This is a genomic window from Buttiauxella sp. BIGb0552 (assembly GCF_004366275.1).
GTDB classification, from domain to species: Bacteria; Pseudomonadota; Gammaproteobacteria; order Enterobacterales; family Enterobacteriaceae; genus Buttiauxella; species Buttiauxella gaviniae.
This window is the reverse complement of record NZ_SODY01000003.1, coordinates 49,367-70,235: the sequence shown is the minus strand read 5'-3', so window position 1 is coordinate 70,235 and position 20,869 is coordinate 49,367. Positions and strand designations below refer to the sequence as shown.

At 48.7% G+C, this 20,869-nt stretch carries 22 protein-coding genes and 1 pseudogene; 21 read left to right on the top strand and 2 right to left on the bottom strand.

From position 1 onward, the window contains the following. Positions 1-24: 24 nt before the first annotated feature. From flgE to EDF88_RS09275, 9 genes and pseudogenes are all read left to right on the top strand, one after another. Positions 25-1,215, top strand: coding sequence for a flagellar hook protein FlgE (gene flgE, locus EDF88_RS09315; protein WP_134184292.1), 1,191 nt, complete (start codon positions 25-27; stop codon positions 1,213-1,215). Next, the gene (locus EDF88_RS09310) at positions 1,215-1,946 is read left to right on the top strand and encodes a flagellar basal body rod protein FlgF (RefSeq protein ID WP_134184290.1); all 732 of its coding nucleotides are present in this window, start codon (positions 1,215-1,217) and stop codon (positions 1,944-1,946) included. Before flgE ends, EDF88_RS09310 begins: the two co-directional genes overlap by 1 nt. 23 nt (positions 1,947-1,969) lie before the next feature. Then, positions 1,970-2,755, top strand: a complete 786-nt coding sequence (gene flgG / locus EDF88_RS09305) for a flagellar basal-body rod protein FlgG (protein WP_134184288.1) — start codon at positions 1,970-1,972, stop codon at positions 2,753-2,755. Between the two features lie 33 nt (positions 2,756-2,788). Next, positions 2,789-3,454 (top strand): flagellar basal body L-ring protein FlgH, encoded by a 666-nt coding sequence (gene flgH, locus EDF88_RS09300; protein ID WP_134184286.1) that lies wholly within the window; start codon positions 2,789-2,791, stop codon positions 3,452-3,454. 12 nt (positions 3,455-3,466) lie between these two features. After that, complete coding sequence (locus tag EDF88_RS09295; protein WP_134184284.1) at positions 3,467-4,561, top strand: flagellar basal body P-ring protein FlgI; 1,095 nt, start codon at positions 3,467-3,469, stop codon at positions 4,559-4,561. A 9-nt stretch (positions 4,562-4,570) separates the two neighbouring features. Then, positions 4,571-4,861: pseudogene (locus EDF88_RS09290) on the top strand (rod-binding protein); the annotation flags it as partial. A gap of 107 nt (positions 4,862-4,968) precedes the next feature. Then, positions 4,969-6,336, top strand: a complete 1,368-nt coding sequence (gene flgK, locus EDF88_RS09285; protein ID WP_134184280.1) for a flagellar hook-associated protein FlgK — start codon at positions 4,969-4,971, stop codon at positions 6,334-6,336. Positions 6,337-6,357: 21 nt separating this feature from the next. Then, positions 6,358-7,266, top strand: a complete 909-nt coding sequence (flgL, locus tag EDF88_RS09280; RefSeq protein WP_134184277.1) for a flagellar hook-associated protein FlgL — start codon at positions 6,358-6,360, stop codon at positions 7,264-7,266. 5 nt (positions 7,267-7,271) lie between these two features. Further along, positions 7,272-8,294, top strand: a complete 1,023-nt coding sequence (locus tag EDF88_RS09275; protein ID WP_134184275.1) for a hypothetical protein — start codon at positions 7,272-7,274, stop codon at positions 8,292-8,294. Between the two features lie 7 nt (positions 8,295-8,301). Here the strand turns inward: EDF88_RS09275 and EDF88_RS09270 are convergent, their stop codons facing one another. Both EDF88_RS09270 and EDF88_RS09265 read right to left on the bottom strand, forming a co-directional pair. Then, positions 8,302-8,769 carry a hypothetical protein gene (locus EDF88_RS09270; protein ID WP_134184273.1) on the bottom strand — a complete coding sequence of 156 codons (468 nt, stop codon included), beginning with the start codon at positions 8,767-8,769 and terminating at the stop codon, positions 8,302-8,304. Next, positions 8,741-9,670, bottom strand: coding sequence for a transcriptional regulator (locus tag EDF88_RS09265; protein ID WP_134184271.1), 930 nt, complete (start codon positions 9,668-9,670; stop codon positions 8,741-8,743). The genes EDF88_RS09270 and EDF88_RS09265 overlap by 29 nt, the downstream gene beginning before the upstream one ends. Before the next feature lie 545 nt (positions 9,671-10,215). Here EDF88_RS09265 and EDF88_RS09260 point away from each other — a divergent pair. The 12 genes from EDF88_RS09260 (at position 10,216) to EDF88_RS09205 (ending at position 20,795) form a co-directional block, all read left to right on the top strand. Beyond that, on the top strand, positions 10,216-11,124 hold the full coding sequence (locus EDF88_RS09260; protein ID WP_134184269.1) for a flagellin: 909 nt from the start codon (positions 10,216-10,218) through the stop codon (positions 11,122-11,124). A 170-nt stretch (positions 11,125-11,294) separates the two neighbouring features. Next, positions 11,295-12,599 (top strand): flagellar filament capping protein FliD, encoded by a 1,305-nt coding sequence (fliD, locus tag EDF88_RS09255; RefSeq protein ID WP_134184267.1) that lies wholly within the window; start codon positions 11,295-11,297, stop codon positions 12,597-12,599. A gap of 14 nt (positions 12,600-12,613) precedes the next feature. Next, positions 12,614-13,009, top strand: a complete 396-nt coding sequence (fliS, locus tag EDF88_RS09250) for a flagellar export chaperone FliS (RefSeq protein WP_134184265.1) — start codon at positions 12,614-12,616, stop codon at positions 13,007-13,009. Further along, positions 13,002-13,325, top strand: a complete 324-nt coding sequence (locus EDF88_RS09245; protein WP_134184263.1) for a hypothetical protein — start codon at positions 13,002-13,004, stop codon at positions 13,323-13,325. Before fliS ends, EDF88_RS09245 begins: the two co-directional genes overlap by 8 nt. Continuing rightward, positions 13,318-14,373 (top strand): flagellar hook-length control protein FliK, encoded by a 1,056-nt coding sequence (locus tag EDF88_RS09240; protein ID WP_166671966.1) that lies wholly within the window; start codon positions 13,318-13,320, stop codon positions 14,371-14,373. The genes EDF88_RS09245 and EDF88_RS09240 overlap by 8 nt, the downstream gene beginning before the upstream one ends. Positions 14,374-14,389: 16 nt before the next feature. Then, a complete protein-coding gene (locus EDF88_RS09235; RefSeq protein ID WP_134184259.1) occupies positions 14,390-14,893 on the top strand; it encodes a flagellar basal body-associated FliL family protein in 504 nt (167 codons plus the stop codon). Between the two features lie 20 nt (positions 14,894-14,913). After that, positions 14,914-15,612: a FliA/WhiG family RNA polymerase sigma factor gene (locus tag EDF88_RS09230; protein ID WP_134184257.1), complete on the top strand. Its 699-nt coding sequence runs from the start codon at positions 14,914-14,916 to the stop codon at positions 15,610-15,612. Between the two features lie 7 nt (positions 15,613-15,619). After that, on the top strand, positions 15,620-16,483 hold the full coding sequence (gene motA / locus EDF88_RS09225; protein ID WP_134184255.1) for a flagellar motor stator protein MotA: 864 nt from the start codon (positions 15,620-15,622) through the stop codon (positions 16,481-16,483). Continuing rightward, a complete protein-coding gene (gene lafU / locus EDF88_RS09220; protein ID WP_134184253.1) occupies positions 16,483-17,409 on the top strand; it encodes a putative lateral flagellar export/assembly protein LafU in 927 nt (308 codons plus the stop codon). The genes motA and lafU overlap by 1 nt, the downstream gene beginning before the upstream one ends. A 52-nt stretch (positions 17,410-17,461) precedes the next feature. Further along, positions 17,462-18,607 (top strand): hypothetical protein, encoded by a 1,146-nt coding sequence (locus EDF88_RS09215; protein ID WP_134184251.1) that lies wholly within the window; start codon positions 17,462-17,464, stop codon positions 18,605-18,607. Between the two features lie 82 nt (positions 18,608-18,689). Then, complete coding sequence (locus tag EDF88_RS09210; RefSeq protein WP_134184249.1) at positions 18,690-18,965, top strand: hypothetical protein; 276 nt, start codon at positions 18,690-18,692, stop codon at positions 18,963-18,965. Positions 18,966-19,268: 303 nt separating this feature from the next. Beyond that, positions 19,269-20,795: a sensor domain-containing diguanylate cyclase gene (locus tag EDF88_RS09205; protein WP_134184247.1), complete on the top strand. Its 1,527-nt coding sequence runs from the start codon at positions 19,269-19,271 to the stop codon at positions 20,793-20,795. Positions 20,796-20,869 lie beyond the last annotated feature (74 nt).

The window sequence follows — 20,869 nt, the reverse complement described above, 5'->3', positions numbered from 1 at the left end:
AACTTTTGTAATCAGGATGAAATCATGAGTTTTAGCATCGCAACGTCAGGTCTTAATGCTATCAGCCAGCAGCTTGGTGCCATCAGTAACAATATCGCCAACACCGGGACGGTAGGATACAAGTCCGGTCGTGCGGAGTTTGCCGCTCTTTATGCACAGTCTCAGCCTCTGGGCGTGGGCGTAACCGGAGTTACACAAAGTATTACCCGTGGCGGCAATATCATTAGCTCCAGCAACTCACTAGATTTGGCAATTTCCGGTAACGGCTTTTTTGTCGTCCGTGACAGCACCGGCACCACTTCCTACACCCGCGCCGGGTATTTCGGTACTGATAAAGACGGCAATCTGGTGAATAACCTGGGCATGAACATGCAAGGTTACCCGGTAGATGCTAACGGGAATTTGCAGGTGGGTAGCGTCAGCAACCTGAGCATTATGAGCGGTTCTATTCCGGCAAAAGCGACTTCTGGTGCGAGCTTTACGGCTAACTTTGACGCCAACGCGAAAATGCCAACGACGACATTTGACCCCGCTGACGATACTTCTTACAACAATACCTACACGACGCAGGTTTTTGACTCGTTGGGTCGTGAACATACCCTGACGCAGTACTTTGTTAAAACTGCGGATAACCAATGGGGCGTTCACTATTACATGGACGGCAACAGTATTGGCGATGAAACCATTAATTTTGGTACCAACGGCAGCATGGCGAACTTCGCCAATAATTCTACTTCGACGGATTTGACGTTTTCGCCTACGGGCGCGTCACCGATCAATATCAAACTAAATTACGCCGGCACCACCCAATATGGCTCAGATTTCTCAGTAAGCCGCAACCAGGGTGATGGCTATGCCTCTGGTGAGCGTACCGGGCAGCAAGTCGATGAGAAAGGCAATGTTTATGCGACCTTCTCTAACGGCGAACGTATGTTGCAGGGCCAGCTTATCATCGCCAACTTTGCCAACCCGAATGGCCTGCAATCACAAGATGGCACCACATGGGCGCAAACCGGCTCCTCAGGTTCACCGTTAATTGGCGCACCGGGCAGCGGCCTGTTGGGTTATATCAAATCCAATGCATTGGAAGAGTCCAACGTCGATTTGACCTCAGAACTGGTCGGGTTGATGAGTGCGCAGCGTAACTACCAGGCGAATACCAAAGTTATCAGCACCAATGACAACATGATGAACGCCTTGATGCAGGCGGTGTAATGGATCATCTCATTTATACCGCGATGAGTGGCGCCAGCCGCAGCCTGATGCAACAGCAGGTTCACGCCAATAACCTCTCCAACGTCAACACCAGTGGCTTTCGCGGCGACCTGGACAAAGCGGTGTCTACGAAGGTTGCGGGCAGCGGCTATGACTCCCGTTATGTGGTGCAAAACGCCAACGGTGGCGTGGACATGACATCAGGATCGCTTGAGGAAACTGGGCGTGACCTGGATGTGGGCATTGTGGGTAACGGCCTGATTGCGCTGCAAATGGGTGGCAAAGAAGTCTATACCCGTAACGGGCATATTGATGTCAGTGAGGATGGCGATCTAACCATTAACGGCCAGCCGGTGATCGGCGAGGGTGGGCCGATTGTGCTGCCGCCGTTTGCCCAGGTCTCCATTGCCAACGACGGCACCATTTCCATCGTTCCGCAGGATGGGGACATCAATGCGTTGATGGATGTTGACCGTATCAAGCTCGTGGACGTGGCAACCAACCAGCTCAGCAAAGATAACAACGGCTTTTTGGTCAGCAACAACCGCACTGAACCACGCAGTGAAACCGTGTCGCTTGCCAGCAAACATCTGGAAAGCAGCAACGTTTCAGCCATCAGTGAAATGATCGCCAATATGTCGCTGAACCGCAGTTTTGAAACGCAGATCAAAATGATGAAAGTGGCAGAAGATCTTGCCCAAGCCGGGAATCGCGTGATCCGCGCGACCTGATTTGACTATTAAGGGAATAAACAATGAATCCAGCATTATGGATCAGTAAAACCGGTCTGGCGGCGCAGGACGCCAAAATGAACGCAGTTTCCAATAACCTCGCCAACGTCAATACCACCGGGTTTAAACGCGATCGCGTGGTCTTTGAAGACTTGTTTTATCAGAACATGCGTGCCCCAGGCGTACAGGCAAATCAAGACACAGCGACACCGGGCGGCATGCAGTACGGCAGCGGGGTAAAAGTGGTCGGCACGCAGAAGTCCTTCACCGTGGGCAGTATGCAAGTCACCAACCAGAAAATGGATGTGGCGATTGCCGGTCAGGGTTTCTTCCAGATTGAAATGGCGGATGGCACCGTGGGTTATACCCGTTCGGGCAACCTGCAAGTGAACAGTGAAGGTGTCGTCACGACTGCACAAGGGCAACCACTGATCCCACAGATCGAACTGCCGGTGAACACCAAAGAGGTGAACATTGCCAAAGATGGCACCGTTTCCGTGCTAGTGGCAGATGAAGTGGACCCGGTAGAGCTGGGGCAAATCACGCTGGTTAACTTTGTCAATCCAGCCGGTCTTTCGGCTGTGGGCGGTAATCTTTATCGCGAAACCGCTGCCAGCGGTGCGCCCGTTGAAGGTGTTCCTGGTGAAGAAGCATTAGGGCAACTTGAGCAGGGAACATTGGAAGGTTCCAACGTGCAAGTGGTGGAAGAGATGGTTGATATGATCACCGTCCAACGTGCCTACGAGATGAACGCCAAAATGGTTTCCGCGGCTGACGACATGCTGAAGTTCGTCACGCAGACGCTATAAAACGCATGGATTGCGATTAAGAAGTGAATGGAAATGAAAAAGAAAATGCTTGTTGGGCTGTTAGCCCTGGTTTTGGCGGGTTGTGAAAGCCCGGCTCTTTTCGTTAAGAAAGACGATGCGGCCTACGCCCCACCGGAAGAACTGCCGACCGCAACACCTGCTGTTTCCGGCGGCGGACTGTATAGCAGCGGTTATAGCTGGTCTTTAGTTCAGGATCGCCGTGCCTATCGCGTGGGGGATATTCTGACCGTCAACCTGGATGAGTCCACCCAGTCCAGCAAGCAGGCCACCACCAATTTTGGCAAGGAAAACGACGTGACAATAGGCGTGCCGGAAGTGTTCGGCAAAACTCTGGATAAAGCCAGCGCCTCTATCAGTGGCGATCGTAACTTCAAAGGTGCGGCTAATTCTGCACAGCAAAATATGCTGCGCGGTGCCATCACCGTTGCGGTGCACAAAGTCCTGCCTAATGGCGTGATGGAAGTGCGCGGCGAAAAATGGCTGACCCTTAACCAGGGTGATGAATATATGCGCGTGTCGGGGCTGGTCAGGCCGGAAGATGTCTCGCAATCGAACACGATTTCGTCCCAGCGTATTGCCAACGCGCGTATCTCATATGCCGGGCGCGGTGCGCTCAGTGATGCCAACGCCGCCGGATGGCTGACGCGCTTCTTTAACCATCCACTGTTCCCGATTTAACAGGAGAAACCCATGCGTAACATGGTGTCAGGTTTTTTGCTCCTGCTGGTGTGTATCGGTCAGGTTCATGCAGAGCGGTTAGGGAATATCGTTGATATTCAGGGTGTGCGTGGCAACCAGCTGGTGGGATATAGCCTGGTGGTCGGGCTGGATGGGACAGGGGATAAAAACCAGGTCAAATTCACCAGCCAGTCGGTCACCAATATGCTGCGCCAGTTTGGTGTCCAGATGCCGGCCAAAATTGACCCGAAAGTGAAAAACGTGGCGGCGGTTGCCATCAGCGCCACGCTGCCGCCGATGTACGCCCGTGGGCAATCCATTGATATTACTGTCTCCTCGATTGGTGATGCGAAGAGCCTGCGTGGGGGCACGCTGTTATTGACTCAGTTGCGTGGTGCCGATGGCGAAGTTTACGCGCTGGCGCAAGGCAACGTTGTGGTTGGCGGCTTTAAGGCCGAAGGTGATAGCGGTTCAAGCATTACCATGAACACCCCAACCGTGGGTCGTGTGCCTAACGGTGCGAGTGTAGAGCGTGAAATCCCTACTGATTTTCAGGCTAACAGCCAGGTGGTGCTCAACCTGAAACGGCCAAGTTTTAAAACCGCCAACAATGTTGCTTTGGCAATAAACCAGGCGTTTGGCTCAATTGCGACCGCGCAAAGCGCCACCAACGTAATGGTACGTGCGCCGGAACAACCGGGCGCACGCGTGGCGTTCATGTCCACCCTCGAAGATTTGCAAATCACCACCGGTAAGCAGCAGCCGCGTGTAGTGTTTAACGCAAGAACCGGCACGATTGTGATTGGCGATGGTGTGGTGGTTCGTGCAGCAGCCGTTTCTCATGGCAACCTGACGGTTTCCATTCAGGAAACACCGCAAGTCAGCCAGCCTGCGCCATTCGGCCAGGGAACGACAACTGTGACACCCAATTCGAATATTAATGTTAATCGCGAACGTGGACAGATGGTGGTGGTGCCTGCCGGAACCAGCCTGAGAAATATCGTCAACACGCTAAACAGCCTGGGTGCATCACCGGATGACACGATGGCGATTTTGCAGGCGCTGAGCGAAGCCGGTGCAATGGATGCAGAACTGGTAGTGATTTAAGGAAAGATAATGATCGAGTCGCTGACTACAAGAACCCATACCATTCCGGGCGATTTTACCGGAACGCAAAAAGCGCAGAACCTTGAGCAGGCGGCGGAACAGTTCGAAGCGCTATTTTTACGCTCCATGCTCAGCCAGATGCGCAAGGCTTCGGATGTGTTATCGGCAGGGGATAACCCGTTTTCCAGCAAGCAGGAAACGATGATGCGCGATTTTTATGATGACAAACTCGCCTCTTTGCTGGCTTCACAGCGTAGTAGTGGCATTGCGTCGCTCATCATAAAACAGATGGGGCCGCAGGTGGACGGCATGGACCGCGCGCTTAAGTTAACCGGGCCTGGGGTCGCTTTACCTGTTAAAGAGAGGGAATTGACTCCGCCCATAACGCGCTCAGAGCAAGGATCATAATGAACATTATCAATATCGCTTTTTCGGGCGCGCAGGCTGCGCGGCAGGGCATGAGTACCACGTCAATGAACGTGGCAAACTACCTTACGCCGGGTTATAGCCGCCAGGGCATTATCCAAAGTGCCATTGGCACCAACGGCGACAGTTTCTCCGCTGGCAACGGCGTACGCGTAGATAGCATTCGCCGTATTTCCGATCAGTATCTGGTCAATCAGGTATGGCACAGCAACACGCGTGCGGAATATTACGATGCCGGGCAGAAATATTTAGGGGCGCTGGAAAGCGTCATTGGCACCGACAGCACCAGCCTGGGCGGTGGGCTGGACAAATTTTTCGCCGCACTGAATGCGTTAACCACGCAGCCAGATTCCCCGGCGTTACGCCAACAATTGCTTAATGAAGGCCAGTCTCTGGCGACCCGTTTTAACAACGTCGACAGTTTCATCAGCAGCCAGAAAGTGTCTATTAACACCCAGCGTGATGCGCTGGTGGGTAACGTTAATGTGCTCAGTAAAAACATTGCCAGTTACAACCAGCAAATCGCCGATCAGGAAGCGACGGGCGGCAATGCCAGCGTGCTGCGTGACCAGCGTGATGAACTGTTAAAAGAGCTGAGCAGCATGGTTAGCGTGAAAGTTTCTGAGGATGCATCCGGCCGCTACAACGTTTCCTTAAACGATGGCCAACCGTTGGTAAATGGCCGCAATTTCGGGCTGCTCAAGTCCACCATGAACCAGCAAGGTGAGCAGGAAGTTTCGCTAGAATTTCTTAATACTACTTTCGGTGTTTCTTCGGCTATCGGCGGGCAGTTAGGTGCACTCAATGACTACGAGCAGGGCACGCTGAAAACCATGCAAAGCACGGTGCGTGATATGGCCGAGCAATTTGCTAAAGAGTTTAATGATCAACTGGCGAACGGTTTTGACCTTAATGAAGATGTGGGTAAGCCTCTGTTTGTCTTTGATCTCACCAGTGGCAAAGGGATGCTGCAAATCAGCGACCTTAAACCCGATGAGCTGGCGCTGTCAGACAAAGCCGATGAAAGCGGCAATGGCAACAACCTGACAGCGCTTATTGAGCTTAAGAACAAAAAAATTGCCATCGGGAATATGGGCAATATGAGCGTCAACGAAGCCGCTGCGGCGATTATCAGCACCGTGGGGATTGCCAGCCGCCAGAATAAAACTGAGCTTGAAGCGGCCACTTCCGTCTCATATCAGGCGCAAACACAGCGCGATAATCTGAGTGCGGTTAACCAGGATGAAGAGGCCATGAATCTCCAGGTTTATATGCAGGCCTATCAGTCCAACCTAAAAGTGATCGCCACTGGCAACCAGATTTTCAGCGATTTACTGATGCTGTTCTGATAACAGAAAAAGGAATTTATCATGCGTATCAGCAGTCTTTACCACTCGTCCGCTATGTTGCACCAGATGAATAACAACGGTGCGCGGCTGAGTAAATTAATGGAACAAATGGCGACACAAAAGCGCGTCAATGTGCCTTCTGACGACCCGGTTGCCAGCAGCCGTTTGGTGCAATTAAACCGTGAGCAATCAGCAATCGATCAATATCAAAGCAACATCACGCGTTTGTCTGGCAACCTGTCGATTCAGGAATCCCATGTGACCGCTATGAGTGACCAATTGCTGGCACTGAGCGATAAGCTTCTGGCGGCCAGTAATGGCACGAACAGCGACAAAGATATGGCAGGATTTTCAGCTGAAATCTCCCAAATGTTGGAATCGCTGGTGTCCTCAATGAATGCTAAAAATGAAGACGGGCACTACATTTTTGCTGGCACTAAAACCAATACCCAACCAGTGGTTTTTGATAGCAAAACCGGAACCTACAGCTACGCCGGGAACGATGCAACGCGCTCAACAACTGTGGCAAATGGCATTGAAATTGCAGAAAATACCAACATCAGTAACGCTTTTTCTGGCAGCAATAACGATCTCAATATGCTGAATTTGCTCAAAAGCGTGAGCGACAAAATGGCAACGCCAGGCGTGGATTACAAGGACGATTTAAAGCTGTTGCTGGGTGAGACGAAAGCGGCCAGCGATAAAATAGCGGCGGTGTATACCGATCTGGGCGGCAAACAAAACCGCCTTTCGCTTATCGATGATGCCCATTCCGATATTAAAATCTCCCATGGGCAGGTCATTCAGGAACTTTCATCACTTGATGCCGCTACCAGCTACGTCAATATTCAGCTCTACACGCAGGCGGTTCAGGCGTCGAACAAATCGTTCATGATGATAAGCCAACTTTCCCTCTTTAATCAGATGTAATCATTATGCAGGTTGGATTAAACCAGTCAGGACTTCCTTTAAGCACGCCTTCGAACCTTGGGGGAGTGAAACAGACCGCGGCGGTGGCAAAGCAGGCACAGCCGCGTGCACGAAATACTGATAACCGGTTCCCGGAATCACCGCTCATTTCTACACGCCCGCTGCGTTATAACGTGCAGCTTAATCAGCAGCTGACTTCAGTCCAGCAGGCGGATAATTATTTATCGCAGGTTGAAAGCCACCTCTTACAACTGCGTTATGCGGTTGGCCATGGCTCACTGCGTGGTGATGCCACAAACGACGCTGCCCGTTCCCTTTCTGCTCTCTTGAGTCAACGCCCGGTTCTAACGGCGGGCACTGTCGACAGGCATCTGGATGTTGACCCAGAGCAGACCGCGCAGGTGCATTTTACGCTGCCAGCGGCTGGGCGAATTTTGCAAAATGATGAAAGCGAAACGCTGATTTTCTCGCTTGCCGGACAGCGGCGCGAAATGGTGGCGGTATCGCTCGAAGCAGGTGCCACGCCTCGTCAGAATGTGATGCGGTTAAACCAGGGACTGGGGCGGTTTGGTATTCATGCAAGCTTAGATAAGCAACAGTCATTGGCATTTAGCGTGGATGAAAAAAACTGGCCGCAGGTCAGCAGCCAGTTAAGCGTGCGTGGGGAAGGAAAGCGCTTTTCCGCCAATGAATTCACTGCGCTATTGGCTCGCCCGGAACCAGCCGTGACAGATACGCTCAGCCAGTTGGCACAACAACCTGCGCTGATGCGTGAGTATCAAGGAGACGTTCAGCAGGCGCTGGAACAAGTCACTCAGCAGCGCGGCCAGTTGTACAACCACCAGGATAATGTGCGTCGAAGAATCAATGAGATGGCGACGCAATACCGCCCTGCGGAGGCATTGGAACATGCCCGCGCGCTGCGTGCGCATTTACAAAATAGTGACCAGGATTATGCCGCAACTGCCAGAGCGTTAGGCGCACAGGCAAATTTGCGACAGGGTACGGTCAGCAATTTACTGCGTTAATGAGTAATCAGTCACCCAGCGGAAACAAAAACATCATCCCACTTTGCCCAATGACTAACGGTTTTTTGTTCACGGTCATTGGGTAAACCCACACCACGTTATGACGCAGGAAGTCGATAAAACTGAAAATCAGTTTGTGGTTTTCAGGGTTGCTATAACGAATCGGGACGTAATCGTAAAACACTCGCCCACGCTTACGTATAACTTCATCAAGCTTGCCACGCAGCACAAACATCGCATCATCTTTGCGCGTTAATGTGAACAGCAGTGCTTCATCCATATCCATGATCTGCGCTTGGTATACTTCGCGCTGATCGGACATTAAATCGTAAAAACCTATCTCCATCGTCCCTTTTATCGGGGCAATTTTGGCCTTCGCCGATCTGGCATGCAGATGTGATATTCCGCCAAAAATCAGGGCAATCAGGATTGCGACCAGGCTGAGATTAAGATTTTTTACACGGGGCAATTTCATTTAATTTTCGCTCGGTTTCGCCAAAAATGGTGTTAGTGAGTCTCTGGTTATCAATCCGCCAGTGATAAAGCGTCATTGCCAGTTGCTGGTTTGCGCAGGTGGTTTCAATTGAGAAGGTATAATTAAGCACTTGCTCATCGGCCCGGTAATAAACTGTCATCCATGCATCGCGGGCAATCAGTCTTTGGTTGAGCATTTTCAGTGTGGAGTTGAATTTGAGGAGGTCTTCATTGTTCATTTCATCCACGGCGGCGGCGATACGGAACACGCGGATATTGCTGTACTGATTTTTCTGTTGCTCTTGAGCGACCATCTCGTCGCAACTCTTATGGAAAAATATTAACCAACCGCTGAGAGTTATCACGCAAATTATTAAAAAGAATGACAGAGTTTGCCATGGAGGCAGCGGGTAAAGTCTGTGTTTAGCTACAGGTGCCGTAATATCTTCAGCCACTGGAACATTATTCATTGGGACGGCTTCTACCATCTCCGATTGAATTAAGTATTTTGTCTCGGGTAATTTTACTGTGTTTGAAACCGCTGGAGGCGAAGATGAAGTGTCAGCTTCTGGTTCGATCAACTGGCAAAATTCAGGTTCAAGCAAGTAACCTTTTTTCGGAATAGTTTTGATTACCCGTTGCTGCTTACCGTCATCCTCGAGTGCTGCGCGCAGGGCATGGATAGCATTCGACAGGCTGTTATCGCCAATTACTCTGCGTTCCCAAACCAGGCTTGTCAGTTCATTGCGAGATAACGTTTGCCCTGCATGCTCAATCAGACAGTCCAATAATTTAAGCTGATATTCACCGAGCCGACGGATTTCCCCCGACTGAAGATGGACAATGGCGCCCGATGTGTAATCCAGCAACCAATTATTAACAGAATAGCGAGGTTTACTCATAAGTTTTTTAAATTTCAGGTGTGCTATATAAAATATAAATAGATTGGAAAAACAGATTTATATGCTTGTTTTTCTGAGGTTGTTGTAGTGGTTATGGCTGATGTACCTGATTTTGTAATGGTAAAAATCTTCAATTGTTTAAAATGATATTGTTTTTATGTGGTTATTATATTGGATGTGGTAAAAATATGCATTAAAATAAAAATCCTTTAAATACAGATAATTATATACAATATCTTGAAGTGATCGCCCTCTGTTAAATAAAATGGTTGGATTTATACAAAATTATACATTTTTTTATTAATTGAAGTTTAAGTCTGCATGCAAATTTGTCGCATTGTTATATCTAATGTGCTCGCATTAACAATGTCCATTTTTGTGGAAATAATTCTTTCCGTTTTCACTTATTAGCCAGTCAGATGAAAAGAAATGGTTTTCATATGAATATTTTTTAATTGGCGTTTAATTTCTTCATCAAACGTGTCGTTTTCTCTAAGTACACAGGCAAACACTGCCTAAAAGCATAATTCTCAAGGAGAGAACACATGGCACTTTCAATTTTCACCAGCGGCGCGGCAATGTCTTCCACCAACGCTCTGAACAAATCTAACAGCATCCTGTCCACAGCCATGGAACGCCTGGGTACCGGTAAACGTATTAACTCTGCGGCTGATGATGCCGCTGGTCTGCAAATTGCCACCCGTCTTCAGGGCCAGGTTAATGGTATGAGCGTTGCCCAACGTAACATCTCTGATGCAACGGCGATGCTGCAGACGGGTGAAGGTGCGTTCGAAGAAGTCACCAACATTATGTACCGTATGAAAGACCTGGCAACACAGGCAGCGAACGATACAAACAATACTAACGATCGTGATGCTATGCAGGCAGAATTCTCAGCATTGACCAGCGAACTGAATAATATCTGGGATAATACTGATTTTGCAGGAACTAAACTCTTTGGGGATGAGGGCCTTGGGAAAACTGCAGGTTTGAACTTCCAGATTGGAACCTCCAGTAAAGAAACAATTAACACCTCTGGTATGGCATCCGCGATTTCAGACCTGGGTAAAATCATTACAGGTAGCGGTTTAGCTGGCGTACCAGGCGCATCAGGTGTACCTGCAACTCCTGCAATCAGTGGTCTGGGTCAACTGACTTTGGCAACCAGTTCTGCAAGTGCTGCGAGCGTTATTACTGCATTGGAAAACACCATTAACTCTGTTGCAGGCGTGCGTTCCGGAATGGGGGCCATGATCAACCGCCTTGGCCATACGGCTGCCAACCTATCCAATATGCAGGATAATACGACGCTGGCATTGGGTAACATTCGTGATGCAGATTTCGCCTCTGAAGCCACCAATATGACCCGTAACCAGATGCTGGCACAAACCAGTATGTCGATGCTGAAACAAGCTAACAGCATGTCCGGTATGGTGATGTCCCTGCTGGGCTAATCCCTCCTGATTTAAAAACACCGCTTCGGCGGTGTTTTTTTTCCGCTTCCTATTATGCGGAAGAAGAACTTCCTATCTCATATTAACCAATTGAATTAAAACAAAATAAAAGTTGGCATAACTATTGCTATAAATAACTTCAGGACATAGCACTATGCCAGGGAGGAAGGATGACCGATTTCAGCAGTATTGACCCGCAGACAATGGCAAAACAGCTTGCCGGCTTTGATGTGCAGACACTGCAAAGCCAGCTAAAAACGCAAAAAGCGCGTTTAACCGCGCAGCAAAATGCGCTCAAATCCCTGAAAAGTAACCTGACGGATTTTCGTACCTCGCTCACTAACCTGAATAAAAGCAGCAGCGGGATGCTGAAAACCAGCGCCAGTATGAGCGTTGAGAACATGGCTAAAGCGACCACCACCTCCGATGCGCGTAAAGGCACCTATAACCTGTTTATCGAGCAGTTGGCTTCTTCACATCAGGTGGCCTATGACGGCCTGAAAGATGATGACGTCAAAAATGCGACAGGTTCGATGAACATTGAAATCAATGGCAAATCCATTGCTATTGATATGGACGGTGTTGATAGCCTGGCAGGCCTGGCTAAAGCGATTAACGGCATGGATGGCAATCCGGGCGTGACCGCATCTCTGGTGCGTACTGGCGGCGAAGTACGCTTAATGCTGAGCAGCGATAAAAGCGGTGCTGAAAATGCCATTACGCTAAGTGCTGCCCCCTCCGCAATGACCAGCGATGTGAGAACCATATCGGCAGCTCAGGATGCCAAAGTCTGGCTCGGTGACCAGAACAGCGGGATGCTAATCACCAATAGCACCAATACGCTGACCGATTTGATAGACGGCGTGACCCTCGAATTAAATCAGACCCATAAAGCGGGCGATGCGCCACTGCGTATTAATGTCGGTGTTGATACCACGGAAACCCAGAACCAGGTTAATAGCTTTGTTGAGGCTTACAACAAGCTTGTAGGAACACTCGGCTCGTTAACCGCCTCTGGTTCGAGCAGTACCGATCGCGGTGCCTTTGCCGGAGATGCCAGCATCAGTGGGTTACGTCGTGAATTAAACGAAATGCTGCGTACTTCCATTGGTGGACTCGATATCACCCAGTTTGGTCTGTCTGCTGATAAAGACGGCAAGCTCACGCTCGATAGCGACATGCTGAAAGAAAAACTGACGGACGATCCCGGCAAGCTCAATGCCTTTTTTAACGGCAACGGCGGCTTACTGAAAAAAATGGACAAATCTCTCGACCGGTTGCTGAGTATTACAAGCGGCGACATCAAAAGCCGCGAAGAAACCAACCGCCGTCGTGAAACGGAATTAAGCGATCGCAGCGACAAAATCAGTACCCGTTATGACACCGCCTATAACCGCTATTTGCAGCAGTTCACCCGCATGCAGAGCGTGTTACAGCAGATGAACAACACCGCCAGCATGTTTGGCTTAGTCTAAGGAAGGAGACAACAATGTACGGAAACAGCGAAGAAGGATACGGCGAGTATTACCAGTCTGATATGGCGGCACAGGTGGCTGCTGCAACGCCACATCAACTGGTACTTATGCTGTTTAACGGCTTAACCGATGAGCTGGTGCGCGCCAAAAGCCATATCGAAGCAAAGCGCTACGAGCGCAAAGCCCAAAGCATCAATAAATGCATCGATATTCTCAATGCCTTGACCAGCGCGCTGGACTACGAGAAAGGCGGCGAACTGGCAAAGAACCTCGCCAATTTGTACGACTACTGCGTTTATCGCTTATACGACGGTAGCAATAACCTCTCTGTTTCGGCCATTGAAGAAGTTGAAACCATCCTCGGCGAATTACGCGAAGGCTGGGAAGACATGGGTAAACGCCATGGATGATTTGCAATTAATTGACTGGCAGGCACGAGCCCTTGCGGCAGCGGGCAAGCGCCAGGACTGGGAAAAAATCCAGCAGCTCGACAGCGATATTGCAGCCCTGCTGTGCAGTTTGCATGGGCGAGAGATATCCGAACAAAAGCGCGAAGCGCTAAACAAACTCCAGCAAGTTCATCTGCAAGTGCACCAGTTAGTGCGCCAGACACGCGATGAACTCAGTAAAGAAATGACTCAACAGCGCAATCAGCGCGAAGGGGCGCTTTCTTACGCACAGTTTATGGATAGAGAGTTGGATGAGGGGCGAGTCGTTAATGAGTGATTTTCTCGCATACACGGCATCGGACTCGGGCGGTTTACTCCAGCAGACTGCGCACTCGCAGACGTTGCAGGCTCCGGCAACAGCTGCTTTGCTGGAAGTCGATGAAACGCAAGACGTTAATGCTGGCGAGATATTATTTGAAGAACTGCTGTTAGCTACCAGTTCGGTTTCCATTGCCACGGACGAAGAAGTGCTTCAGCCGCAAGAAGCCAGCACGCTGGATGAGGTGCTGGCTGAATTACCGGATGAGCAAGCAGAGCAGATGGCTCAGCAATTTTTGGCGTCTTTGGTCAACCGCGAAGTGCCGATGCTGATGACTGCGACAGCAGCCGTATTGCCAGCCGCAGCAGAACAGCCAGTTGCTCGCCCGCTGAATGTGCAATTACAAACGGATAAAGCCGAGCCTGCCTCTATGGAAATGCAGCCTACGGCGCACACAGCTGACGTGCAAAACCGGCATGTTCGAGTTGCTTCAATTCAGCCAGCAGAAATTGTTTTGCCGAAAAAAGCCTTTACCCCCGCAACGGCAGAAACACTGCGCCTGGCGGGGCTAAATGTGGCACCCGCGGCCAATATTCCTGTTATCTCAGCCGGGCAACCGCAAGCCCAGGTTAATGCGCCGATGCGAGCTGATGGCAGTGGCCAGGGGTTGTCTGCGCAACTGCAACATGCATTAGGCGAGCGCTTGAATCTGCAAATTAACAACCAGATTCAGCACGCGACAATTCGTCTTGATCCGCCCGATATGGGTCGCATCGAGATTGTGGTGCAGATTGAAGCCGGGAAAATTCAGGTGCAGATAAACGCCGGGCAAAGCGACGTTTATCGGGCACTACAGCAGGTGAGTAACGACCTGCGCCAGGCGTTGACGGAACAGCACTTTGTTGATGTTGACGTCCGTTTGTCGAACCACAACCAGCAGCAAAATCCAGGGCAGCGGCAGCACCATGCTGGCCGTGAAAATGAACGCATTCTGGCAAATGAACAACCCGAGACCGTGCACGAGACTCGATCGCGGGACGATAAATCTATTTTGATGACTGTATAAGAAACTGAATAACTCTATGACGATTAAAACTTTTTCGATGGGGCTGGCAATCGCCATTATCTCTTCTGTGCTGGCTGCGGTATTAGCAGTTATGGGGACTCAACACTTTGCTAAATCGGCTGTCGCCGACGAAATCGAAGTGCCAGCGACCCACTCAGTCTGGCAAAAATTTACCCATCTATTTTCTTCGACAGAAGAGGAAACTCAGGTTCTGTTCGTTGAAATCAAAAACATCGTCATCACCCTGAAAAGCGACGGTGGTAGAGAGCGTTACATGCTTCTCGAACTGGCTTTAACCGCCGCTACAGAAGAAGCCGTAAAACAAACTGAAATGATGATCCCTGCTATTCGCGGGGCAACGGTCTCTATATTAACCGAAAAAGATTACAGCCTGGTTCGCACATTAACTGTGAAGGACATACACGACGAATTGATGGGTGCTTATAAAGAACGCTTTAAGCAACTCAATTCGCGGATGCCATTTAATGACGTGATTATCAGCAAAATGTTGTTGCAGTAGAAACAGGGAAGGAACGCACAATGGAATGCAGCACCTTTATCTCCAGTGAAACGCTAACGCCTGCGGAAGAGTCGCGTTACGTTTCCCAATATCTGCCTCTGGTAAAGCGGGTCGTGAAACAGCTTTCATGGCAGGCCCAGAGCGTTATCGACAGCGAAGATATGCAGCAAATCGCCCTGATGGGTTTGCTCAGTTCTTTGCGCCGCTACGGCAGGCCTGATGAACAGTTTGCCGCTTTTGCGGCTCAGCGAGTACGCGGCGCGATACTTGATGAGTTACGTGTGCTGGACTGGCGGCCTCGCCGGTTGCGCCAGAAAGCGCATAAGATCAATGACGCTATCAGAGAACTCAGCCGCAAGCTTGGTAAAGACGTTGATTTTGAAGAGATAAAGCAACATCTGGAGATAACCCCTGAAGAGTATCAGGAGTATTTATTGCTCGATAGCGCCAGTGCTATCCACAGCCTTGATGACATGCTCATCACGGATTCCGACCTCAGCTTCAACAGCCGAAACCTGGAAGATGAAATCATTATCAGCGATTCATTACGTGCGGCTCTGGCCGGGCTTGATGAGCGGGAACGGCTGATCCTGAGTCTCTATTACCAACACGAAATGAGCCTGAAAGAAATCGCGCTGGTTCTGGATCTCACTGAGGCCAGGATTTGCCAGCTGAATAAGAAAATCACGCAAAAAATTAAAGATGCCGTAGCGCAGTGAGACCTTGATGCAAAAATTACTCGGAATAGTGATCATTTTTGGCTGTGTAGTGGGCGGCTTTATTGAATCTGGTGGACGGCTGGCCTCATTTTGGGTGCCAGGCGAACTGATGATTATCATCGGTGCGGGGATTGGGGCCATGGTCCTCGCCAACCCTAAAGCTGTGCTTATCGAAATGTGGCGGCAGGTTAAAAGCGCCATGCGTAAAAACAGTTACACCGCAGACTACCAACGGCAGTTGCTGATGTTGCTCTATGAACTGTTGGAACTGGTACAGGATGGTGGGTTAAAGGTACTTGATGAACATATCGAATCTCCTGAAAAAAGTGACCTTTTTCAAAAGTATCCGTTAGTTCTGGAAGACCATGCGCTGATCACTTTTATCTCCGATAACTTCCGGTTAATGGCGATGGGCAAGATCAACGAGCATGAGCTGGAAGGTATTCTGGAGCAAGAGCTTGGCGCTATGGAAGAAGAACTTCTCAGACCATCTCGCTCAATGCAGCGTACTGCTGAAGCGATGCCTGGATTTGGTATCTGCGCGGCGGTACTCGGAATTATTATCACCATGCAATCCATCGACGGCTCTATTGCTGTGGTTGGGGTAAAAGTTGCGGCCGCGCTGGTGGGGACGTTCCTCGGCGTATTTATCTGTTACTGTCTGCTTGATCCATTAGCTAACGCCATGGAACAGCAGACTAAAAAGCAGATGGCTGCCCTTGAATGTGTGCGTACGGTGTTAGTGAACCAGGTTGCCGGTAAACCGACACTGCTGGCTGTGGATGCCGGGCGTAAAATGTTGCCAATGGATACCAAACCAACGTTTGCCACCCTTGATGGTTGGGTTAATGAACTGATTGGTGAAGGTTGATGCGTAGCAAGAAACAAGGCCACACCACGATAATCAAACGCGCTTCGCGTCGTGAACATCACGCGCCGCATGGTGGTGCGTGGAAAGTGGCGTTTGCCGATTTTACGCTCGCCATGATGGCCCTGTTTATGGTGTTGTGGATCATGAGTTCAGTCACCGAAGAAGAACGAAAAGAGGTGGTGGCGACGCTTACTGGGGAATCTATTTTTGATGGCGTGGTGATGTCGCCGCTATCTTCCGGCGGCAAAGCGACGAATGGCCCCAATATGATTATTCCTGGCAAACAGGGCGGCGCACCGACAACCGACGATTTTACCAAACAGATCGAACAGTTGGATCTGGCCAGCAAAGCTACGGAATCGCTGGAAGATGTGAATAAGCGTTCACAACAGGAAATGATCGAGCTGGCGCGTGTAATTACTGAAATCACCAAAGCCTTCGACGCGCAATCAAACCTCGAAATGGAGATCATTCCACAGGGGTTACGCATTCTGATTCAGGACGATCAGAAGCGGGAAATGTTTCAGCGCAGCAGCGCGATTCTGACCCCCTTCTTCCAGCGTTTATTGACTCAGCTAGCACCGGTATTTAATAAAATTGATAACAAAGTGATTATCACCGGACATACGGACTCTTCTATGTACCGGGATCAGACGCGTTATAACAACTGGAACTTGTCTGGTGACCGTGCGTTGGCGGCCCGAATAGCGTTAGAGCAGGGCGGCATGGCGGGAGACAAAGTGATTCAGGTGAATGCGATGGCGGACAAAATGCTGCTTAAACCGGATCAACCACTGAGTGCTGCAAACCGCCGTATTGAAATCATGGTGCTAACCCACGCGGCTGCGGACTCGCTTTATCAATTCTTTGGTACGCATGGTGTGGATGTAGTGCAACCTGTAAGTGGTTCTAAAACTGCGCACTAATTTGCTTTCCGACGGAGTCAGGGACTCCGTCGGTGTATTTTGAGAGGAACTCATGTCGGTTATTGCTCAGTATTATTACCGTCAACAAGCAAAAAATACCCCTTCGCCCGTGGAAAAGCCGGTTGTTGCAGCTTCTGCGGCAAATACCGACCCCGCTAAAAGTGTAAGCACGGCATCTACCAGTACGGCATCTTTTCAGCAGGCGCTTTCGGCGACGCAAAAACAACAAGCGGAAAGCGTAAAAGCTGCGCTGGCACCATCACGCCCTGAAACGACTCGCCCAGTTCAAACAGCCAGCACAACGCCAACACTTGAACAGCTGGTGAAATTCGCCAAAAGCCAGGGGTGGAGTGAAAAGCAAATCTCGCTGATGAAACGGTTATCGCTGCGTAAAAACAGCCGCACCGGCAAACCCTGGAATGAAAGCGGGCAAACCGTTACGCGCACAGCTTCGCGTGAAGTCCGGGAGAAAGGATTGTTGGCACGGGCTGCAGATGCCGGGAATATTCGTGGAATTCGTAATAATAACCCCGGTAACCTCGAAGCCAGTGAGCTGTTCGACTGGCAGGGGCAAACGGGCAATGACGGGCGTTTCGCTACATTTTCCTCTCCTGAACACGGTATTCGCGCGTTGGGGATGAACCTGCTTTCGTATCATCGCCGTGGGCTGGATACCATCAGCAAGGTTATTTCGCGATGGGCACCAGCTTCAGACAATAACGACACTTCCAGCTATATCAGCAAAGTAAGCCAGGCGCTGGGGGTTTCTCCTCATCAACGGCTCGATCTTACGGCTCCATCAGTATTAAGCGCATTAAGCAAAGCGATTATTCGCCATGAAAATGGCACCATCCCGTTTGATGAAAAGGTGATTAGCAGTGGGATATTTTCAGCATTGGGGCTTGAGAATCTTCCCGGAACAAAACAGACGCCTCAAACCATTGCTCAGGCGATCCCGGGGAAGTCAGTGTTCCCTATGCAGGCAAGTTTAATGAACCCAATGGAATTAAAAGCGTTACGTCAGTCATTAAGTAAACAGCTGCAAGCAGTAAAAATTGTTATTCAGGCGGGTGGAGAGGCGACTAATATTCCCAGCAAAGCGGAGCTTGTTGCAGCATGGGGATATACAGAAGGTTCTCGTCGCTTCGATGAACTTAAAATGGTATCTGCATCACACTCTCGTAAAGTGGGTGCCTAAGTAGTTAATATCGCTATTAATTTGTTCAGTTTTTGTGTCGTAGTTATTAATAGCTACCCATCAATTATCTGGATATTTCATAATGAAGATAGACTCGACGCCTTATCATTATGGCTCTGGCTTTACTGTTGACGGTTCACAGGAAACGACGAATCGAAAACCAATAGGCTATCACCAATATAGCGGAACGGTTTGCCAGCAAAGTGGAGTGTGGAGTGCCGCAGTTAATGCGGTAACTCAGGTTGTGAGTGTTGAGAAAGGAAACATCATGCCTTATCACTCTGGTCACACTATTAACTGGCAATTAATGGATTACAGTATCAGCGAAAATATTATACAAAACCCCTCAGCAGTTTAACTTCATCCACACATTGAACTTTTCATCCAAGCCTCGGGTTGTGTTATTACCGGGGCTTTTTTTTATCTACTGAGAGTAATAAATCATATCGGGATGGCTAATACATTAGCGCTGCTTGCTATTTTAATGAGTTATACGATAATAGCCGCCCGAATAACTGGGTGTTTATAATGTCTGGGAGTGTTAAAAAGTGATTGATTTGTTATTGGTTTAGAATGCAAAAGTTAAATTATAGGCGTTAAGTCTATTTAATAGTTATTGAATTATGCTGTTCCTTTGCATAACAACTAAGAATTACTCATCATGTTAACACTAACTTCAAAACGCGCTCTGGCTATAACAATTTCTGTTGTACTTGCACCATTTTTGTTAATTTCTATTTATTCTTTCTTTTACATTCGAATCAATACAGAAAATCATTTTGATGAAACCATGTTCAGGTTTACATCAAACAGTGCCCATAACTGCATTGAAAACCCAATACGAAAAATCAATGTCCTGTTTAGCTCCCTTTCAGGCATGATAGAGAAACATGACATAATCGAGTATATCTCGCCTAATCACACTGAGTTGAATCTGCTCATTCCATCCTTAGTTAATGCCAATGAAATGCTGGCGAGTGTACTTGTTTCTGATAATCAAGATAACTACAAAATTTATCCGCCTTTTGAATTAGAAAACTATAAACCAAGCTCGCGCCCTTGGTACCACAGGGATGGATTTAAAGATCAAGTGTTTTATTCTGAACCTTATATTTCGGCAAAGAAAACCAACTCTGAACAAAAGAAAGAAAAATCTATAAGCGTAAGTATGAATCTTTTTGACAAGCATTCTGAATTTATCGGTAATATTGCCTTTGATCTGAGTTTTGTTGCTATGAGCAATAATATGCAGGGGCTTGTTGTCCCCTATAATGGTCACTTCAAGGTCGCAGCAATGGATGGTTCTGTGATTATGTCCTCAAATACTAAGGATATTTTCACCCGGACTGTACCGGCCTCATGGATTAGTGAAGCAAAGGACTCTACGGGTTATTTCAGGGATGAGGTAAATAAAAAGATTGTTTTTTATCAAGCTTATCAAAATCCTGATTGGGTTGCCTTTACCTCGGTTGATATTAAAGAATACGATAAATTATTAAATGATTCCTACATTGTACTGGTGTATGTCATTCTAGCCTGTATATTTTGCTACTTTATTATGGCCCTGATTTGCAGAGCATACTTTAAACAGTGGATAGACACACTTTATAAAAATATTAATGGTGATGACGGCAACGAATTACCACATAATTTTGCCGGGCTATGCCAGGGGTTGGCTAAAAAAAATGAAACTCTGAAAGAGGCTGTACAGGCGGCAAGTACCGACACCCTGACGAAAATAGGTTCCCGCCGCAGGTTTGAAGAGGACTCCCTTAACCTGGTTCGTTCAAATACTCCTTTTCATCTGGCGATGATTGATTTAGATAACTTTAAAAAAATCAATGATACCTATGGCCACCCGACAGGTGATTTCGTTTTACAGCATGTAAGTAAGATTGGGCTTGAACGTTTAGGTGGTACTCATTCTATTTATCGCTTTGGCGGTGAAGAGCTGGTCGCCATTTTCTGCGGAATCACATTTGCTGAATGCTATGAAATTGTTGATAGCTGGCGTTATACCGTCAGCCGCAGAAAATGGCGTGAGCAAAATCTAACGGTTACATTTAGCTGTGGAATAGCCAGTTCCGGGGATGGTAAAACACTGGATGAAATTATTGCTTCAGCAGACAAATCTTTATATGAAGCCAAGGAATCAGGAAAGAACTGTATTTATCCACCGTTAAGTTGAGGGGAGTTACCCTTAACTGTCTGTCTTAAAAAGACAAAAACGCCCGCATAACTTCTGCTATGCGGGCGTTTTGA

Excerpts from the sequence above, each read along its gene's own strand:
- flgE (WP_134184292.1), top strand. The coding sequence starts at position 25 with ATGAGTTTTAGCATCGCAACGTCAGGTCTTAATGCTATCAGCCAGCAG.
- EDF88_RS09310 (WP_134184290.1), top strand. The coding sequence starts at position 1,215 with ATGGATCATCTCATTTATACCGCGATGAGTGGCGCCAGCCGCAGCCTG.
- flgG (WP_134184288.1), top strand. The coding sequence starts at position 1,970 with ATGAATCCAGCATTATGGATCAGTAAAACCGGTCTGGCGGCGCAGGAC.
- flgH (WP_134184286.1), top strand. The coding sequence starts at position 2,789 with ATGAAAAAGAAAATGCTTGTTGGGCTGTTAGCCCTGGTTTTGGCGGGT.
- EDF88_RS09295 (WP_134184284.1), top strand. The coding sequence starts at position 3,467 with ATGCGTAACATGGTGTCAGGTTTTTTGCTCCTGCTGGTGTGTATCGGT.
- flgK (WP_134184280.1), top strand. The coding sequence starts at position 4,969 with ATGAACATTATCAATATCGCTTTTTCGGGCGCGCAGGCTGCGCGGCAG.
- flgL (WP_134184277.1), top strand. The coding sequence starts at position 6,358 with ATGCGTATCAGCAGTCTTTACCACTCGTCCGCTATGTTGCACCAGATG.
- EDF88_RS09275 (WP_134184275.1), top strand. The coding sequence starts at position 7,272 with ATGCAGGTTGGATTAAACCAGTCAGGACTTCCTTTAAGCACGCCTTCG.
- EDF88_RS09270 (WP_134184273.1), bottom strand. The coding sequence starts at position 8,769 with ATGAAATTGCCCCGTGTAAAAAATCTTAATCTCAGCCTGGTCGCAATC.
- EDF88_RS09265 (WP_134184271.1), bottom strand. The coding sequence starts at position 9,670 with ATGAGTAAACCTCGCTATTCTGTTAATAATTGGTTGCTGGATTACACA.
- EDF88_RS09260 (WP_134184269.1), top strand. The coding sequence starts at position 10,216 with ATGGCACTTTCAATTTTCACCAGCGGCGCGGCAATGTCTTCCACCAAC.
- fliD (WP_134184267.1), top strand. The coding sequence starts at position 11,295 with ATGACCGATTTCAGCAGTATTGACCCGCAGACAATGGCAAAACAGCTT.
- fliS (WP_134184265.1), top strand. The coding sequence starts at position 12,614 with ATGTACGGAAACAGCGAAGAAGGATACGGCGAGTATTACCAGTCTGAT.
- EDF88_RS09245 (WP_134184263.1), top strand. The coding sequence starts at position 13,002 with ATGGATGATTTGCAATTAATTGACTGGCAGGCACGAGCCCTTGCGGCA.
- EDF88_RS09240 (WP_166671966.1), top strand. The coding sequence starts at position 13,318 with ATGAGTGATTTTCTCGCATACACGGCATCGGACTCGGGCGGTTTACTC.
- EDF88_RS09235 (WP_134184259.1), top strand. The coding sequence starts at position 14,390 with ATGACGATTAAAACTTTTTCGATGGGGCTGGCAATCGCCATTATCTCT.
- EDF88_RS09230 (WP_134184257.1), top strand. The coding sequence starts at position 14,914 with ATGGAATGCAGCACCTTTATCTCCAGTGAAACGCTAACGCCTGCGGAA.
- motA (WP_134184255.1), top strand. The coding sequence starts at position 15,620 with ATGCAAAAATTACTCGGAATAGTGATCATTTTTGGCTGTGTAGTGGGC.
- lafU (WP_134184253.1), top strand. The coding sequence starts at position 16,483 with ATGCGTAGCAAGAAACAAGGCCACACCACGATAATCAAACGCGCTTCG.
- EDF88_RS09215 (WP_134184251.1), top strand. The coding sequence starts at position 17,462 with ATGTCGGTTATTGCTCAGTATTATTACCGTCAACAAGCAAAAAATACC.
- EDF88_RS09210 (WP_134184249.1), top strand. The coding sequence starts at position 18,690 with ATGAAGATAGACTCGACGCCTTATCATTATGGCTCTGGCTTTACTGTT.
- EDF88_RS09205 (WP_134184247.1), top strand. The coding sequence starts at position 19,269 with ATGTTAACACTAACTTCAAAACGCGCTCTGGCTATAACAATTTCTGTT.